Raw genomic sequence first — 14,544 nt, 5'->3', positions numbered from 1 at the left:
TACCGGCTGGCGGCAGTAGGACAGGAACCGTGAGGAAAGCACCGAACACCATCGATGCCGACGTGTTGCTCGACTGGTACGAGGAGACCGCGCGCGACCTACCGTGGCGCCGCCGCGAGGTCACCGCGTGGCAGATCCTGATGAGCGAGATCATGCTGCAGCAGACGCCGGTGGTCCGGGTCGAGCCGATCTGGCGGGAGTGGGTTACGCGCTGGCCGGTGCCCTCGGCGATGGCGGCCTCCTCGCAGGCCGAGGTGCTGCGCGCGTGGGGCAAGCTCGGTTATCCGCGCCGGGCGCTGCGGCTGCACGAATGCGCGCGGGTGCTCGCCGCGGAGCATGGTGACGAGGTGCCGACCGACGTGGACGTGCTGCTCGGCCTGCCCGGCATCGGCGCGTACACGGCGCGGGCGGTCGCGTGTTTCGCCTACGGGCAACGAGTTCCGGTGGTGGACACCAACGTTCGCCGAGTTGTCGCCCGCGCGGTGCACGGGCGCGCGGAGGCGGGTAATCCGTCGTCGCGTGATCTGCCGGAGACGGAAGCGCTACTGCCGCAACAGATCGATCGTGCGGCGGTGTTCTCGGCCGCGTTGATGGAGCTGGGTGCGACAGTGTGCACAGCGCGCACACCGGACTGTTCGCGCTGTCCCCTGCCGAGTTGCGCGTGGGTCGCCGCAGGCCGTCCCGTTTCCGAAATCGTCCGTCGCACACAGAAATACGAGGGCACCGACCGCCAAGCGCGCGGCAGGCTGCTCGATGTGCTTCGTGGCGCGACGGGTCCGGTGGAGCGGGTGAGTCTCGACCTCGCCTGGCCCCGCGACCCAGGCCAGCGCGCCCGCGCCCTCGACTCGCTACTGGTCGACGGCCTGATCGAGCAAACCGTCGACGGTCTCTTCGCACTCGCCGGTGAAGGTGGCAACGCGCGCTGACCAGCCCACCGCAGCGGCCGAATGCCTCAGCGCCGCACGATATTTGATTTCCCGCACCGGCAATTCTCGGTGCGGGAAATCAGGAGGGGTGCGGCTCAGCCAGCACGCGGCGGAGGAACCGCTCGACGGCGTCCCGGTACTGCTCGGGCTGGTCGTCGTGCACGAGATGTGCTGCGCCGAGCACCAGTACATGCTCGGCGTCAGGATGTGCCTCGGCCATCTGCCGCATCTGGCCGGGCGGCGTGATCGTGTGCTCTCCCTCGAGTAGCAGCGCGGGCACGCGGGTGGCGTGCCACTGCGGCCAGAAGTCGCGACTGCCCCACTCCTCGGAGATATCGCGGAACGTCGCGACCGACCCGTGCAGCCGGTATCCGTCCGGGCCGTGCTCGAACGAGTTGAGGAAATACCGTCCGGCGACCGGCCCGAAGAACCTCAGCACCGCATTCGCATCCGGAAACGGTTGCGGCCACGCCTCGATCATCGCCGCCCAATTCGCCGCTGTCCGGCCGGTGAAATCCGGGGCGATGTCCTCGACCACCAGCGCGCGCACCCGATCGGGGTGCGTCGCGGCGAACACCCAGCCGTGCAGCGCGCCCATCGAATGCCCGATCACCACCATCGGCTCGGTGATGCCCGAGGTCGCGGCGGCCAGATCGGCGACGAAGGCCTCGGTGGTCAGCTCGGCCGGCGCGGGCCTGCCGTGCCCGGCGGCGTCGAAGGTGTAGACGTGGCCGTAGTCGCGCAGCCAGTCCAGCTGATCGTGCCAGGTCCTGGCACTGCCCATCAATCCGTGCAGCAGCAGGATCGGCACACCCGCGCCACCTTCGTCGTGCAACACCCCGCTGATTCTGCCCGGCGCGCCCCGGCCGTGCGCGATCCCCCCGATTTGGCCCATACCGGACGGACGCTCGCTGGTCGTATTGTCGAGCCCATGGCTGTTGTGAAGATCAACGCGATCGAGGTTCCCGAGGGCGCAGGCCCCGAGTTGGAGAAGCGGTTCGCGCACCGCGCGCACGCGGTCGAGGGCTCGCCGGGTTTCCTCGGCTTCCAACTACTCCGGCCGGTCGCCGGTGATAAGCGGTACTTCGTTGTCACCCAGTGGGATTCGGAAGAAGCCTTCGCGGCGTGGCGGGACGGACCCGCGCGCGAGGCGCATGCGGGCGAGCGGCAGAAGCCGGTCTCCACGGGCGCGTCGCTGCTGGAATTCGAGGTCGTCATCGACGTGGCCGCGAAGCCTGCCGACTGACCTGTCGAGCATGCCGGGCGGGCTGACCTGCCCGGCGACTCGCCCGACGGCAGGGCGCGTCCCTGCTGTTCGTGTTGACGGCAGGCGCCTCCAGGTGTCACAGTTCGGATGACAAAACGCGAGGGTGATGCGGTAATCCGGTGAAATTCCGGAGCGGTCGCGCCACTGTGTTCCATGCACCGAGTCCCTGGGTGCCGGATAGCCAGACACCGGCTCCTTCGCAACCCATTCGACGGGACGCGCATCCCTAGGAGGACTCGCATGGCAATCGCGCATTCGCCGAGCCGGGCAACCGATTCACTGGCCACTGTGCTCGTCACAGTTGGTGTCGTTCTTCTCGCACTGCTCACGCTGTACCTGGTCGGCTTCGATCAGGGCGTCATCTCGCGCAGCGGGATGTACCTGCATGAGTTGATGCACGACGGACGTCACCTGCTGGGGCTTCCGTGCCATTGATCGGATCCCTCAAGACCCTGCTGTTGCGCGGCCTGCTGGCCGGTCTCATCGCGGGCCTGCTGGCCGCCTCGGTCGGCTACTTCATCGGTGAACCGAAGGTCGATGCCGCCATCGCCATCGAGGAGGCCGGAAGCGCGGCCGCCGCGGATCATCCGCACGGCACGGAAGCGGAAGCGACCAACGGGCATTCGCACGGCGACGAGGAAGAACCGCTGGTCAGCCGCACCGGCCAGAAGGCGGGACAGTTCCTCGCGCTCGGCCTGGCCGGTCTAGCGCTCGGCGCCATCTTCGCCTCCGTCGCCCACTTCGCCCGCCGCTACACCACGCTGTCCGGGCCGAAACTCGCGCTCGGTATCGGGCTCGGCGGCTGGGCCGCGATCGTGGCCGTGCCGTTCTTCAAGTACCCGGCGAACCCACCTGCGGTCGGCGACCCGGAGACGATCAATCAGCGCACCCTGCTCTGGGTGGCCGCCGTGCTGCTCGGCCTGGTGGCCGTCGGCGCGAGCGTGTACGTCTACAAGTTGCTGCGCGGTCAGCTGAGCACGTTGCGACTGATCGGCGGGCTGGCCGCGTTCGTCCTCGTCACGGCGGCGGGGTACATCCTGCTGCCGGGCATCAACGAAGTGAAGGCGGACTTCCCGGCCGCGCTGCTGTGGCAGTTCCGGGCGTCCTCGCTGGCCGAGACCGCGACGCTGTGGGCCAGCCTGGCCCTCGGCTTCGCCGCGCTCAGCGAATTCGCCACGCGCAGTGATACTCCGGTACGAGAGTCGATCGCTACCGCGGGCTGATCCGCATCCGGAAGTCGAAGGGCAGTGTCGGTGTCATGACCGGCACTGCCCTCTCCTTTTTGCCCGCACCGCTGCGTTCGGGCGCACCGGCACAACCACCGCGCGCCGTCCTCGTCGCGTTCGTCGGCCTCGTCGTCGCCCTGCTCGCCGGCGTCGCCGAGGCGATCGAGCAGTCCGCGCTGCTACTGGAGCGCGACGAGGTCGACATCGCGGACCTGACGACCGGGCTCGCCGTGCGGCTCGGGATCTACCTGGTCGTTCTCATCGTCGCCATCCGAATGACGCACGGCGCCCGCTGGGCCCGCCTGCTGCTGACCTTCGGCATCGGCGTGATCGGCTTGCTCTCCCTGATCATCGAACCGCTCGCGGCGCTGCTTTCCGCGGACAAGTTCGGCGACCTCTTCGCCCACCTCACCATCGAATCCGCGGTGATCGGTCTGCTCCGCACCATCCACGTCGTCGCGGTCCTGATCGCCATCCCAGCGATGTACCACCCCGCAGCCCGCCGCTTCTTTCGCCGGGCCTGACCCATTGCTCACACGAAATCGGTTGTCACACAAAACTGCCCGGCTCACGCACCGTAGTGCGCGAACCGGGCAGTCGGCTGTGCCGAGTCAGACGAGGGCCGCGTCGAGCAGGATGTGGTCGACGCCGGCGAGGGCCTTGCTGACCGGGCAGCCCGCCTTGGCGGCCTCGGCCGCGGCGGCGAAGCCGTCGGCGTCGAGGCCGGAGACCTTGCCGCGCACGGTCAGCTTGATGCCGCTGATCCGAAAGCCACCGGCCGGATCCGGGCCGAGGGTCACATCGGCGCTCACGTCCAGGCTCTCCGGCGTCCCGCCCGCATTACCGATCTGCGCCGAGAGCGCCATCGCGTAGCAGGACGAATGCGCCGCCGCGATCAGCTCCTCCGGGCTGGTGGTGCCGTCGGCGTCCTCGGCGGAACGCTTCGGGAACGACACGTCGTACTTGCCGACGCCCGAGCTGGCCAGCTCGACCTGTCCCGACCCCTCTTGCAGAGTGCCGGTCCAAGCAGTACGCGCGGTACGTGTAGGCATCACGGTCCTTTCTGTTCCGCCTCTCCGCGAATTCAGGCCAGATTCGAGTGCCGCGGCTCTTGCGTCGGCGGCCGGCGGTGAGGGCGGTGGTCACGTTACCCGGTACCAGGTGAGTTACCCATGTACATACGAGATCAGTTGTCGCGTAGGCATTTTGAAGAACATCGGAGCTGTCCGCAGGTACGCCAGAAGGTCATTCGGGATTGGTGACCCTGGCCAGCACGATGCCGCCGATGATCAGCGAGAGCGCGAACACCCGGCCCGCGCTGAGCGGATCCTTGTTGAACACGATGCCGAGGCCGATGGCGCCGACCGCGCCGATCCCGGTGAAGATCGCGTACGCGGTGCCGACCGGCAGCGTCTGCATGGCCCTGGACAGCAGGTACACCGCGGTGACGCCGAGCACGAAGCAGATCACCGTCGGCACCAGGCGGGTGAAGTTCTCGGTCGGTTTGATGCTCTGCGACCAGACGATCTCGACCAGGCCCGCGATGCCGAGGACGACCCAGTTCATGTCAGTACTCCTTAGCGAGATCGCGTGCGGTGTCGAGGGCGAGTGCGTATGACTCGTCGTGCTTGCCGCGCAGGTGGGCCAGCGCGGGGTCATGGCGGGCGTTGGCCAATTCGGCATTGATGAAAACCGTGTCGTTGACGGCGAAATGGCCCGCGAAGAAGTCGCGCAGGAAGCGCTCCTGGTAGTCGAAGGCGGCCTTCGGCGCACCGGGCGAGTAGGCGCCGCCGCGGGCCGTCGCGACGACGAAACGGCGGTGGCCCAAGGACATTCGCGGGAACGTCACCTGATCCAGCCAGGCCTTGAGGGAGGCCGGAATCGAGTAGTTGTACATCGGGGTGCCGATCAGGATGACGTCCGCGGCGAGCACCTCGGCCAGCAGCGGTTCGATGATCGCCCATGCCGCAGCTTGTTCCGGTGTACGCACCAGCTCACTTAGCCGGTCCAGATCGGTACTGCCCTGCGCAAGTACCGCATCGCACAGCTCGGTCCACGCCTCATCGATGAACGGGATCGGATCGGCCGCCAGATCCCGGTAGCGGTACCCACCGTCAGGGTTCTCAGCGCGCCACGCATCGGCGAAGACCGCACTCAGCTCACGACTGATCGAGCTGGTACGAGCGCTCGAATCCAGGTGCAACAACGTGCTCATGACTAGACCTCACTCTGTGTTTCCGTGCCGTCGGACGACCGGCAGGCAACTGGACGTTGTGTCCACTTAGTGCCGAACTCGATAGTATCGACAAATGGACACCATGTCCACTTATTCCAGAACTCGGGTACAGTCAGCGACATGACCAGGCACACGGATCTGCTCAGCGGGCAAGCGGCCGCCCCGCCCGAGCGCGCGGACGCGGCCCGTAACCGGGCCAAGGTGCTCGCCGCGGCCGCCGAACTGTTCGCCACCCGCGACCCGCGCACCGTCACGATGGACGACATCGCCAAGGCGGCAGGCGTCGGCCGCGGCACGTTGTATCGCCGCTACCCGGACACGAATTCGATCGCCGTCGCGCTGCTCGACGAACACGAACGCGCACTGCAGGAGCAGCTGATCGGCGGCGCACCGCCGCTGGGACCCGGTGCGCCGCCTGCGGCCCGGCTGGCCGCGTTCTACGCCGCGATGGTCGAATTGCTGGACGCGCACGCGGATTTGGTGCTCGGCGCGGAGATCGGTGGGGCGCGATTCGCGACGGGCTCGTACGGGTTCTGGTACGCCCATGTGCGAGCGCTGTTGCTGGCGGGCAAGATTCGCGAGCCGGAGGCACTCATCGATGCGTTGCTCGCACCATTGGGGGCCGAGGTTTACCAGCAGCAACGCAGTCGAGGCCTGACCTCGGCGCAGATCGCCGACGCCCTCGGCAGCCTCGCCCACGCCGTGCTCGACTGATCCGCAAAAAAGCCGTTGGTGGTTGTTCACCAACGGCTTTCGTGCCAGTCACTCACACCAGATCGCGCCTGCGCATCAACCACATGGTGCCCGCCACGAAGAGCGCGATGTAGATCCCCAGCATGATCAGCGATTCGGTCCGCGACAGGATGTCGAGCACACCGGGCGTCCCCGCACCGACCGTCCGCATCGCCCCCGCCATCGAACCGGCGGCGGTGCCGGGCAGGTGATCGGTGATGACCGCGATCGGCGAGAAGATCGACGCGACCCCGCGCAACAGGTTCTCCACCACCAGCACCCACACCAGACCGAGCCCGACGGCCAGCGCCGGACCGCGAGCGATCGTGCCGATCAGCGCGCCTGCCAACGTCCACATGCCGAGAATTGCGATGCCCGTGAGGATTCCGAGCGCCGACTGCTGCGGCGACGCCAGCACGAGCACCTGCGACTGCGACGCGCCGATCAGCGCCGCCACCCCGATGTCGATGACGAAGGCGGTGAGCACCAGCCCGACCACCACGACGAACAGGCTCACCAGCACACCACCGACCGCGCTGATCCGCGACGGCCCCTGGGTGAACACGGTTTTCCAAGTGCCCCAGCCATATCCGCTGCCAGTGGTCAGCGCGCCTAGCACCAGCATCAGCGCGCCGCCGAACATCGCCATGCCCTGGGTGAACACCTCCGGCACCGCGGCGGGCAGCATCTGGTGCAGCAGCGCGTCTTTCGGCAGACCGTTCGACATCCGGCCCGACTCGCCCGAGGTGTAGGCGAGATAGTTGAACAGGTAGGCGAAGGTGAGGTTCAGCAGGATCCAGGTGCCGAGGAGGATCCAGAACGCGGGCCACTTACGCAGCCGCAGCGCCTCCGCCTTCGTGCTCGCCAACAGGTCTTTCACCGTCATTTCGCCACTTCCAGCTGAGTCATTTCGAAAAACACTTCCTCCAGGGACTTTTCGTCGATCCGCAGTTCGAGCAGATCGGCCCCGGCCGCGATGACCGCCCGCGCCACCGCGGGCGCGGTGCCGTTACCCGCCTCGATCCGGATGCCGCTCGACGTCAGCATCGCGGCGCGTTCACCGACCACCTCGCGCACCGCAGGGAACGCCACCTCCAACGGTTCGGCCCGCAGCAAAAGCGATGAGGCGCCGCGTAGTTCGGCGACGGTCGACTCGACGAGCAACTTGCCCTGCGATATCACGCCGACCCGATCGCAGATCTCCTGCACCTCGCTGAGCATGTGGCTCGACAGCAGCACGGTGTGCCCGTCGGCGGCGAGAGTGGTGATCAGCTCCCGCATTTCGGCCATGCCCTGCGGGTCGAGGCCGTTCGTCGGCTCGTCCAGAATGAGCAGGTCGGGCCTGCCGAGCAGCGCCGCGCCGACACCGAGACGCTGCTTCATACCGAGGGAGTAGGTGCGGAACTTGTCGTCGGCCCGGTTGACCAGGCCGACCCGATCCAAGGCCATCTCGACCTCACTGGCCCCGATACCACGGTATTTCGCGAGCACCCGCAGGTTGTCCCGGCCGGAAAGGTATGGGTAGAAGCCGGGGCCCTCGATGAGAACGCCGATCCGCCGGACCACCGCGGGATCGCCCGGCGCATGCCCCGCCACCGTCGCGGTGCCGTCGCTCGGGCGGATGAGCCCGACCAACATCCGCAGCGTGGTCGTCTTACCCGCTCCGTTCGGACCGAGGAACCCGTAGACCTCACCGGCCACGACACTCATGCTCACGCCATCGACGGCGGCATGCGCCCCATAGCGTTTGGTCAACCCTCGGGTGACCACGATCGAATCTGTCATGCACCGAGAATCCGCCCCGAGCGAGCCCGCCACATCCGTCGCGCGGCGACGGTCGGTGTACGTAGCGCGGACGATGACCGATACCTTGTGCAGTCGTTATCGTCGGAACAGGCGCGACGCGAGAACGGTCGCGAGAACGTCCGAGACGCTACTGTCTGTGAACACAACAACTGATTTCGTACGCACATGGGTAACTCGCCGGGCACGAGCTAACTCGCTCACCAGATAACCGCCAGCCGCCGACGTCACTTGCTCGGCACCCGTGTCTGGCCTTAATACGCGGAGAGGCGGATGAGCATTACGAGCCGAAGCTCGCTTGGATGGGATTGGGGCGTCGCGCTTGTTGTTGCCGCGCTCCAAATCGTCGGCGGCACGTTCGCGAACATGAGGATGGGCGAGAACTCCCTCGACATCCTCGGTTACCTGCTACTACTCGCCGGTCCGGTGGCGTTGATCTGGCGGCGGTCCCGGCCGATGCCGGTGTTGCTCGTCGCGCTCGGCGCGTGCGTCGCCTACCTGGCGCTCGGCTATGGCTACGGGCCGATCTTCTTCTCGTTGGTCATCGCGTTCCTGACCGCCGCGAGCAGCGGATCACGCTGGTGGACTTACCCACTCGTGCCGGTCGGCTACCTCGTGCTGGTCTGGCCGGTGCCCGAGCTGTTCGGGCGCGGCGCCAATGTGTGGCAGATCTTCGCGCTGATGGCCTGGCTCGCCGTGCTGCTGTGCGTGGTGGAAGGCCTCCGGCAGCGCACCGCGGTGCTGGTGGCGCGCAGGCAGCGGGCCGAGGCCGCGCGCCGCGACGAGGAGGCGCAGCGGGAACGGCGGGCCAGCGAGGAGCGCCTCGCCATCGCCCGCGAGCTGCACGACGTACTGGCACACAGTCTTTCGCTGATCAACGTGCAATCCTCGGTGGCGCTCGAGCTGTTCGACAAGAAGCCGGAGCAGGCCGCCAGCGCGCTGGACGCGATCAAGACGGCCAGCCGGGATGCCCTCGCGGAGGTGCACACGCTGCTGCACTCGATCCGCACCGGCGGCACCGTCGCGGGCGAATCCGACGGCGACGAGGACGAATTCGTCGACGTCGAGCGCAGCGCGCCGAGCCGGCGTCGCCCGCGCGGCTGGAGCGGACGCAATTCCACTGGGACCGAACGTGTTCCGGCCGACGATGAGCAATCGAGCAGGGCCGCTGCCGAATCCGCCGAGGCCGAGGCCCGTCCGACGGCACCGCGCAACCCGGCGCCGAGCATCGCCGAGCTGGACACCCTGCTGCAGCGCGCCCGCGCGGCCGGATTGTCGGTGAGTACCAAGATCATCGGTGAACCGCAGCAGCTGCCGAGCGTGATCGACGTGGCGGCCGCACGGATCATCCAGGAGTCGCTGACCAATGTGGTGCGGCACGCGCCGGGCGCGGAGGCCACGGTGACGGTGCGCTACGCGGCGCAATCGGTCGATATCACCGTCGACAACGCCCGCCCGACCGCACCGGCGACGCGGTCGGGCACCAGTGGCGGCAACGGCATCATCGGCATGCGGGAACGCACCCACGCGCTCGGCGGCGCGCTCACCGCGGGCCCGCGCCCGAGCGGCGGCTTCCGGGTCGCGGCGCGACTGCCGCTGCGGGCGATGGCGCCGAGCGAACGCAAGCCGCCGAGCCGAGCCGACGACGCGCTCCGGCCCGACAACGTGCGGCCGATCCGGCCCGGCGACAAGGCGCAGCAGTCCAGCGCGCACGGGCCGCAATAGGAGGCGTGGTGGCGATACGGGTCCTGGTGGCCGACGATCAGGCGCTGGTACGCGGCGGTTTCGTCGCGCTGCTGGAGGCGCAGGACGGCATCGAGGTGGTCGGCGAGGCGGACAACGGCGAACAGGCCGTGCGGATGACCCGTAGCCTCCGCCCGGACGTGGTGCTGATGGACATCAGGATGCCGATCCTGGACGGCCTCGCCGCCACCAGAATGATCGCCGAGGATGCCGCGCTGGCCGAGGTGCGGGTGGTCGTGCTGACCACCTTCGAGCTCGACGAGTACGTCTTCGAGGCGATGCGTGCGGGCGCGACGGGCTTCCTGGTCAAGCACACCGAGCCTGCCGACCTGGTGCGGGCGGTCCGGGTGGTCGCGGCAGGTGACGCGCTGCTCTCCCCCGGCGTCACCCGCAGACTGATCGCCGAATTCTCGGCGCACGCCAAAACACCGCCGCCCGCAACGCTTTCCGAACTCACCGAGCGCGAGCGCGAGGTGATGGTGCTGGTCGCCGAGGGGCTCACGAACGCCGAGATCGGCGAGCGGCTCTTCATGAGCCCCGCCACCGCCCGCACGCATGTCAGCCGCATTCTGATGAAGCTCGGCGCCCGCGACCGCACCCAATTGGTCGTCATGGCTTATGAATCCGGCGTGGTGCGTCCAGGCTGGCAGTGATTACCCGCTACCGGGATTCGACTCTTCGCGCTCCGCATCGGTGAATCCGCCGCGCTTCGCGCCGGGCGGCGCGGCCTGCATTCGGGCCGAGCTGTACGCCGTCGAGCGGAACACCCGCGAAACACCCTGTGGTGACGCGGCATACGTGATCGAGTTGCCCGGATCGAAACCCATCTTGGTGCCGATCTCGACCGCGTCCATATTCGCGCCGAGGAACATGAAGTTCCAGCTGTAAACGTCCTGCTGCTGGGTGATCAACGATTTCACCGCGGTGTGCGACCACTCCTTGCTCGAATTCTCGTGACCGTCGGTGAGCACGACGACAATGACCGTGCCCGGCCGTTCGTGTTCGGGACGTTTCGCGAGCTCCGCGCCGACGTCGGTGACCAGCTTGCCCACCGCGTCGTACAGCGCGGTCATGCCGCGCGGCTGCAGGTCGAGCGGCGGCACCTGCGCGAGCGGGCGGCTCGCGTAGACACATTCGTATTCGGTGTCGAACTGCGCCAGCGTCACCTCGATCGTCTTCGGCACCTTGCGCTGTTCCTCGATGAAGGCGTCGAAACCGCCCTCGGTATCGGACTTGATCGACTGCATCGATCCGGAACGGTCGAGCAGTACGGCGATCAGTGTCAGATCGGGATTCGTCATTCAGCACCCCCGGGTCGGTTCTATGAACCCCATCCAAAGTACCCGGTATACGCGCCGCGGCGTACGGCGAGCAGCGCCGCACGACCGATGCCGCAGGGTGGGTCGGCGGCGCAGGCTTTGTTCATGAACATTTCGACCCAACCCGAGGTCATGACCTTCCTGGCCGACCATTACGACGGCGGCTGGCACCCATGGCCGTTCTTCTGGATTTTCCCGCTGCTGTTCTGGATCACCTTCATCACGCTGGCGTTCTTCGCGCGCCGCCGGTTCGTCGGCCGCGAAAGCGGAGTCGGCGCGCTGCGTACCGCGTTCGCCCGCGGCGAGATCACCGAAGACCAGTACCGCAGCCGCCTCGCCGTGCTGCGCGAGCCGAAGCGCCCGGCCAAGAGCTGACAGGGAGACCAGCATGAGCATGAAATTCGGCATTGTCATCACCCCGCGCTCCGGCGCCGAATGGGCAACCGCCGCAAGGGATGCCGAGCAACAGGGCTATCGGACGATCCTGCTGCCGGACACACTGAACACCCCATCGCCCTTCCCGACGCTTGCCGCCGCGGCGGCCGTCACCAGCACGGTCCGGCTGCGCCCCAACGTGCTCGCCGTCCCGCTGCGCACCGCCGCCGCGACGGTCCGGGAAACCACAGCCCTGCAACTGCTTTCGGACGGCCGGTTCGAGCTCGGCATCGGCTCCGGCCGACCGGATGCCAGTGCGGAGGCCGAACGCCTCGGTATGCCATGGGGTTCCGCCGCCGAACGCCGCGCACAGCTGGCCGACACCATCGCGGCGGTGCGTGCGGCGGTCGACCCGGCCCCGCCGGTCATCGTCGCCGCCAGCGGACCGCGAATGCTCGCCGCGGCAGCGGAATTCGCCGATCGCATCCTGCTCGCCGCCGGTCCGCAGGTAACCGAGGCGGAGCTGGCCGACATGGTTCGCATCGTCCGCGACCACACCGACCGCGAAATCCCGTTCAGCCATCAGCTGATCGGGATCGGCGACCGGCTGCCGTATTGGACGAGCACCCGGCTCGGCCTCAGCACGGACGGGCTGCGAGCCGCAGGCGCGGCGGGTCTCCTCGACGCGGATCCGTCCGCCGCCGCCGACGTGCTCGAAACCCGAAGGGAGAAGTACGGAATCGACGAGGTGCTCATCCCCGGCGAGTTGTCCGACGCCTTCGCGCCGGTGCTCGCGCGCTATGCGACCACGATCGACGATCAATAGCCCGCGCTCACTATTCTCCGTACCTCAGGTCAGCGAGTTCCGGTCGACCCGTCGGTATCCCACCGACTGGTGGCGGGGTTCCAAGTGCCGGTCGACGTGGTTCCGTCGAGAAGGGGATCGGCAAACCGGGAGAGCGCGGCCAACGCGGTGTCGAGGCCGTGTAGGTCCGGCGGCAGTGAGGTGTCGGCGGCTTCACGCGGGTAGCCCGCGTCCCATCCAGATCCAGGGCGAGTGACGGCACTAGGCAAGGTCAGGTAGTCCCGTCGCTGTTGCTGCATATGAAGTGCCCGTACGGTTTTGGCGGCATCGACGGGGAACCTGCCGATGATGAGCAGCAGGTCGACCAGATCGTGCCAGCGAGTGGAGGGCGTGGCGTTGGGGCCGTGGACTTCATACATCGCCGCGATCTTGTCCGCGATTTGATCGGCCAGGGAAAGGCAGCGGAACGGTGGCAGGTCGGCGAAGTCGTCGATCTCGAGGAGAGTTGCCGGTTCGACCTGGTCGACGTCGGCGGCCAGGGTGGGCCTGATCGAGAGATCGATGGGGAAGTGATGGAGCTCGGTGGCGCCGTAGTAGACCGTGGCGACCAGTTGCGCGTTGCACGAGGTAGCTGGGTCGTTTTTTCCGCGGCGCACCTCGAAGGTCAACGGGTCGAGGTCGCTAGGGGTCGCACAGAGCTGCTGGAGTTCGGCCACAGCGTGGTCGGCGTCGACATCGACCCGCAGGATGTCGATGTCGCGGCTGTGGCGGGCTCCGTCGGCGATGCGTACCAGCAGACCGCTGCCGCCCTTGAGTACCCAAGGGCTGTCGGAGTCGGCGAAGACGCGACCAAGGAATCTGAGCAGGTAGAACTCGCGGTGAAGCTGAGCGGGCGCTCGCCCGGTGGCATGCGCAACTTGTTTGACTTTGGCATTGATCGACATCCGCAAGGCAGACGCCGATCGGCGTGGCCGGTTCAGGATGACTCCTCGTCGTCGGTGTTCGAGGTTGTGGCGTCGACAGCGCGGTCCGCGGCCTCGTACGGGGGTTCTGGCTCAGCGACGAGATTCGGTGCAGGCCCGAAGTTATCGGCGACCATGTGCCGAATCTTCGCGAGTAGGTCGGTCCACTCAGGAGTTGAGGTCAGGGCGTTGAGCGCGGCTTCGCGCACCGCGGCGGGAACGATCGCGCTGACGTCAATCTTGCCCATCGCAGCGCTGATGTCGACATCGCCGAAGAGTGCTCGCGTATCGAGATCGCCCAGACCGGCGCGTGCTGCGGCGTTGATCGCACGGAGTTCGTCCGACGGAATCGATGACACCGCAGCCCCGATGGCTGCTACGTCGATGGCGGAGGCGGGAATGCCGGCTTTGACGATGAAATCGCGGATCAGTCCGGCACCGTCGCCGGGACGCCGGCCGTAGCGATGAGCGTAGGGGCGCAGAGCGTCAGCGACCTGGCGGGAGGTGGTATCGCCGGTGAGGATGGCATCTCGGACGACGGTGGCAAGGTGACCACCATCGGTGTGGGTGGCGGCGAGGTCTACGACGGTGCGCAGGGGGCGCGTGACGGGTAGGCCCTGCACACGGTGCCAGTCGGCGCGCTCGAGCGTGCCGACGCGGAAGGCGAGTTCAGGACTGCGGCTGCTGTTACGCCGTCGAGGAACAGTGAAGGTGTGGACGTCGGCGTCGAGGTCGCCGAGGTCCTGCAGGACCGCAGCCGAGCGATGACTCACCACGCCTACCGGCACCGTGTCTCCCAGGCGGTCGGCTGCGCTGCGTTTGGGTTCCAGCGCAAGCCATTCCGCGCGCAGTGCCTCGACGGGAGATTCGGGGGTGCCTGAGAGCCGGTACACGCCGTGGCGCAACCGGATCAACAGGCCACGGTCGGCATAGCGCTTGAGCTGCATTGGATTGACCCCACTTGCAGCAGCCTGGCCGGTGGTGAGCAAGCCCCACTGTCCCTCCGCCAGGTCGGCGAGATCGAGGAGTTGCCCGTCAGTCATTCACTAATAATATCAGAAGTCACCTAAATAACATCACTCTGAGTGATATTTTCTGTGAGCATTCGATATTTTATGTGTACCAAACGAGGCTTTCCATCCTGCCTGAC

19 protein-coding genes and 1 riboswitch are annotated in these 14,544 nt (G+C 67.4%); of the genes, 10 read left to right on the top strand and 9 right to left on the bottom strand.

Annotated features, from left to right (window positions below):
• Window positions 1–29 precede the first annotated feature (29 nt).
• The gene (locus ACIBK2_RS07105) at window positions 30–926 is read left to right on the top strand and encodes an A/G-specific adenine glycosylase (protein ID WP_396964600.1); all 897 of its coding nucleotides are present in this window, start codon (window positions 30–32) and stop codon (window positions 924–926) included.
• A gap of 79 nt (window positions 927–1,005) precedes the next feature.
• Here ACIBK2_RS07105 and ACIBK2_RS07100 read toward each other — a convergent pair whose 3' ends face one another.
• The gene (locus ACIBK2_RS07100; RefSeq protein ID WP_396964598.1) at window positions 1,006–1,764 is read right to left on the bottom strand and encodes an alpha/beta fold hydrolase; all 759 of its coding nucleotides are present in this window, start codon (window positions 1,762–1,764) and stop codon (window positions 1,006–1,008) included.
• A gap of 93 nt (window positions 1,765–1,857) precedes the next feature.
• Here ACIBK2_RS07100 and mhuD point away from each other — a divergent pair, with 93 nt between their 5' ends.
• The 4 genes from mhuD to ACIBK2_RS07080 all read left to right on the top strand — a co-directional run bounded on the left by mhuD (window position 1,858) and on the right by ACIBK2_RS07080 (window position 3,943).
• The gene (mhuD, locus tag ACIBK2_RS07095; protein ID WP_357379735.1) at window positions 1,858–2,172 is read left to right on the top strand and encodes a mycobilin-forming heme oxygenase MhuD; all 315 of its coding nucleotides are present in this window, start codon (window positions 1,858–1,860) and stop codon (window positions 2,170–2,172) included.
• 77 nt (window positions 2,173–2,249) lie between these two features.
• A riboswitch (cobalamin riboswitch) is annotated at window positions 2,250–2,405 on the top strand.
• A gap of 28 nt (window positions 2,406–2,433) precedes the next feature.
• The gene (locus ACIBK2_RS07090) at window positions 2,434–2,628 is read left to right on the top strand and encodes a CbtB-domain containing protein (RefSeq protein WP_039794710.1); all 195 of its coding nucleotides are present in this window, start codon (window positions 2,434–2,436) and stop codon (window positions 2,626–2,628) included.
• Window positions 2,619–3,416 carry a CbtA family protein gene (locus ACIBK2_RS07085; RefSeq protein WP_396964595.1) on the top strand — a complete coding sequence of 266 codons (798 nt, stop codon included), beginning with the start codon at window positions 2,619–2,621 and terminating at the stop codon, window positions 3,414–3,416. The genes ACIBK2_RS07090 and ACIBK2_RS07085 overlap by 10 nt, the downstream gene beginning before the upstream one ends.
• A 35-nt stretch (window positions 3,417–3,451) precedes the next feature.
• Window positions 3,452–3,943, top strand: a complete 492-nt coding sequence (locus ACIBK2_RS07080; protein ID WP_396964593.1) for a hypothetical protein — start codon at window positions 3,452–3,454, stop codon at window positions 3,941–3,943.
• An 87-nt stretch (window positions 3,944–4,030) separates the two neighbouring features.
• Here the strand turns inward: ACIBK2_RS07080 and ACIBK2_RS07075 are convergent, their stop codons facing one another.
• From ACIBK2_RS07075 to ACIBK2_RS07065, 3 genes are all read right to left on the bottom strand, one after another.
• Window positions 4,031–4,471: an OsmC family peroxiredoxin gene (locus ACIBK2_RS07075; RefSeq protein ID WP_357379738.1), complete on the bottom strand. Its 441-nt coding sequence runs from the start codon at window positions 4,469–4,471 to the stop codon at window positions 4,031–4,033.
• 193 nt (window positions 4,472–4,664) lie between these two features.
• Window positions 4,665–4,985, bottom strand: a complete 321-nt coding sequence (locus ACIBK2_RS07070; RefSeq protein ID WP_379281985.1) for a DMT family transporter — start codon at window positions 4,983–4,985, stop codon at window positions 4,665–4,667.
• A gap of 1 nt (window position 4,986) precedes the next feature.
• Window positions 4,987–5,634: an FMN-dependent NADH-azoreductase gene (locus tag ACIBK2_RS07065; protein ID WP_396964590.1), complete on the bottom strand. Its 648-nt coding sequence runs from the start codon at window positions 5,632–5,634 to the stop codon at window positions 4,987–4,989.
• Between the two features lie 141 nt (window positions 5,635–5,775).
• Here ACIBK2_RS07065 and ACIBK2_RS07060 point away from each other — a divergent pair, with 141 nt between their 5' ends.
• Window positions 5,776–6,369: a TetR/AcrR family transcriptional regulator gene (locus tag ACIBK2_RS07060; protein ID WP_396964587.1), complete on the top strand. Its 594-nt coding sequence runs from the start codon at window positions 5,776–5,778 to the stop codon at window positions 6,367–6,369.
• A 52-nt stretch (window positions 6,370–6,421) separates the two neighbouring features.
• Here the strand turns inward: ACIBK2_RS07060 and ACIBK2_RS07055 are convergent, their stop codons facing one another.
• The gene (locus tag ACIBK2_RS07055) at window positions 6,422–7,273 is read right to left on the bottom strand and encodes an ABC transporter permease (RefSeq protein ID WP_396964585.1); all 852 of its coding nucleotides are present in this window, start codon (window positions 7,271–7,273) and stop codon (window positions 6,422–6,424) included.
• Window positions 7,270–8,172: an ABC transporter ATP-binding protein gene (locus ACIBK2_RS07050; RefSeq protein WP_396964583.1), complete on the bottom strand. Its 903-nt coding sequence runs from the start codon at window positions 8,170–8,172 to the stop codon at window positions 7,270–7,272. The genes ACIBK2_RS07055 and ACIBK2_RS07050 overlap by 4 nt, the downstream gene beginning before the upstream one ends.
• A 291-nt stretch (window positions 8,173–8,463) precedes the next feature.
• Between ACIBK2_RS07050 and ACIBK2_RS07045 the strand changes: the two genes are divergently transcribed.
• Complete coding sequence (locus ACIBK2_RS07045; protein ID WP_396964581.1) at window positions 8,464–9,915, top strand: sensor histidine kinase; 1,452 nt, start codon at window positions 8,464–8,466, stop codon at window positions 9,913–9,915.
• Between the two features lie 8 nt (window positions 9,916–9,923).
• A complete protein-coding gene (locus ACIBK2_RS07040) occupies window positions 9,924–10,586 on the top strand; it encodes a response regulator (protein ID WP_396964578.1) in 663 nt (220 codons plus the stop codon).
• Here ACIBK2_RS07040 and ACIBK2_RS07035 read toward each other — a convergent pair whose 3' ends face one another.
• Window positions 10,587–11,234: a VWA domain-containing protein gene (locus ACIBK2_RS07035; RefSeq protein ID WP_396964576.1), complete on the bottom strand. Its 648-nt coding sequence runs from the start codon at window positions 11,232–11,234 to the stop codon at window positions 10,587–10,589.
• A gap of 123 nt (window positions 11,235–11,357) precedes the next feature.
• Here ACIBK2_RS07035 and ACIBK2_RS07030 point away from each other — a divergent pair, with 123 nt between their 5' ends.
• Window positions 11,358–11,627, top strand: coding sequence for a hypothetical protein (locus ACIBK2_RS07030; protein WP_396964574.1), 270 nt, complete (start codon window positions 11,358–11,360; stop codon window positions 11,625–11,627).
• Window positions 11,628–11,640: 13 nt separating this feature from the next.
• Entirely contained in the window at window positions 11,641–12,453 is an 813-nt protein-coding gene (locus tag ACIBK2_RS07025) for an LLM class flavin-dependent oxidoreductase (RefSeq protein WP_396964572.1), read from the top strand.
• A 29-nt stretch (window positions 12,454–12,482) separates the two neighbouring features.
• Here the strand turns inward: ACIBK2_RS07025 and ACIBK2_RS07020 are convergent, their stop codons facing one another.
• Both ACIBK2_RS07020 and ACIBK2_RS07015 read right to left on the bottom strand, forming a co-directional pair.
• The gene (locus ACIBK2_RS07020) at window positions 12,483–13,376 is read right to left on the bottom strand and encodes a nucleotidyl transferase AbiEii/AbiGii toxin family protein (protein WP_396964570.1); all 894 of its coding nucleotides are present in this window, start codon (window positions 13,374–13,376) and stop codon (window positions 12,483–12,485) included.
• Window positions 13,377–13,408: 32 nt separating this feature from the next.
• Window positions 13,409–14,437 carry a type IV toxin-antitoxin system AbiEi family antitoxin domain-containing protein gene (locus ACIBK2_RS07015; protein WP_396964568.1) on the bottom strand — a complete coding sequence of 343 codons (1,029 nt, stop codon included), beginning with the start codon at window positions 14,435–14,437 and terminating at the stop codon, window positions 13,409–13,411.
• Window positions 14,438–14,544: the final 107 nt, after the last annotated feature.

Origin of the sequence: Nocardia sp. NPDC050175 (genome assembly GCF_044459885.1) — a bacterium.
Lineage (GTDB): Bacteria > Actinomycetota > Actinomycetes > Mycobacteriales > Mycobacteriaceae > Nocardia.
The sequence above is the reverse complement of the archived record's forward strand: the minus strand, read 5'-3'. Positions and strand labels throughout refer to the sequence as shown.

Coding starts and splice junctions, on each gene's coding strand:
- ACIBK2_RS07025 (WP_396964572.1), top strand. CDS start 11,641: ATGAGCATGAAATTCGGCATTGTCATCACCCCGCGCTCCGGCGCCGAA.
- ACIBK2_RS07035 (WP_396964576.1), bottom strand. CDS start 11,234: ATGACGAATCCCGATCTGACACTGATCGCCGTACTGCTCGACCGTTCC.
- ACIBK2_RS07070 (WP_379281985.1), bottom strand. CDS start 4,985: ATGAACTGGGTCGTCCTCGGCATCGCGGGCCTGGTCGAGATCGTCTGG.
- ACIBK2_RS07050 (WP_396964583.1), bottom strand. CDS start 8,172: ATGACAGATTCGATCGTGGTCACCCGAGGGTTGACCAAACGCTATGGG.
- ACIBK2_RS07080 (WP_396964593.1), top strand. CDS start 3,452: ATGACCGGCACTGCCCTCTCCTTTTTGCCCGCACCGCTGCGTTCGGGC.
- ACIBK2_RS07060 (WP_396964587.1), top strand. CDS start 5,776: ATGACCAGGCACACGGATCTGCTCAGCGGGCAAGCGGCCGCCCCGCCC.
- ACIBK2_RS07065 (WP_396964590.1), bottom strand. CDS start 5,634: ATGAGCACGTTGTTGCACCTGGATTCGAGCGCTCGTACCAGCTCGATC.
- mhuD (WP_357379735.1), top strand. CDS start 1,858: ATGGCTGTTGTGAAGATCAACGCGATCGAGGTTCCCGAGGGCGCAGGC.
- ACIBK2_RS07045 (WP_396964581.1), top strand. CDS start 8,464: ATGAGCATTACGAGCCGAAGCTCGCTTGGATGGGATTGGGGCGTCGCG.
- ACIBK2_RS07075 (WP_357379738.1), bottom strand. CDS start 4,471: ATGCCTACACGTACCGCGCGTACTGCTTGGACCGGCACTCTGCAAGAG.
- ACIBK2_RS07015 (WP_396964568.1), bottom strand. CDS start 14,437: ATGACTGACGGGCAACTCCTCGATCTCGCCGACCTGGCGGAGGGACAG.
- ACIBK2_RS07055 (WP_396964585.1), bottom strand. CDS start 7,273: ATGACGGTGAAAGACCTGTTGGCGAGCACGAAGGCGGAGGCGCTGCGG.
- ACIBK2_RS07030 (WP_396964574.1), top strand. CDS start 11,358: ATGAACATTTCGACCCAACCCGAGGTCATGACCTTCCTGGCCGACCAT.
- ACIBK2_RS07020 (WP_396964570.1), bottom strand. CDS start 13,376: ATGTCGATCAATGCCAAAGTCAAACAAGTTGCGCATGCCACCGGGCGA.
- ACIBK2_RS07090 (WP_039794710.1), top strand. CDS start 2,434: ATGGCAATCGCGCATTCGCCGAGCCGGGCAACCGATTCACTGGCCACT.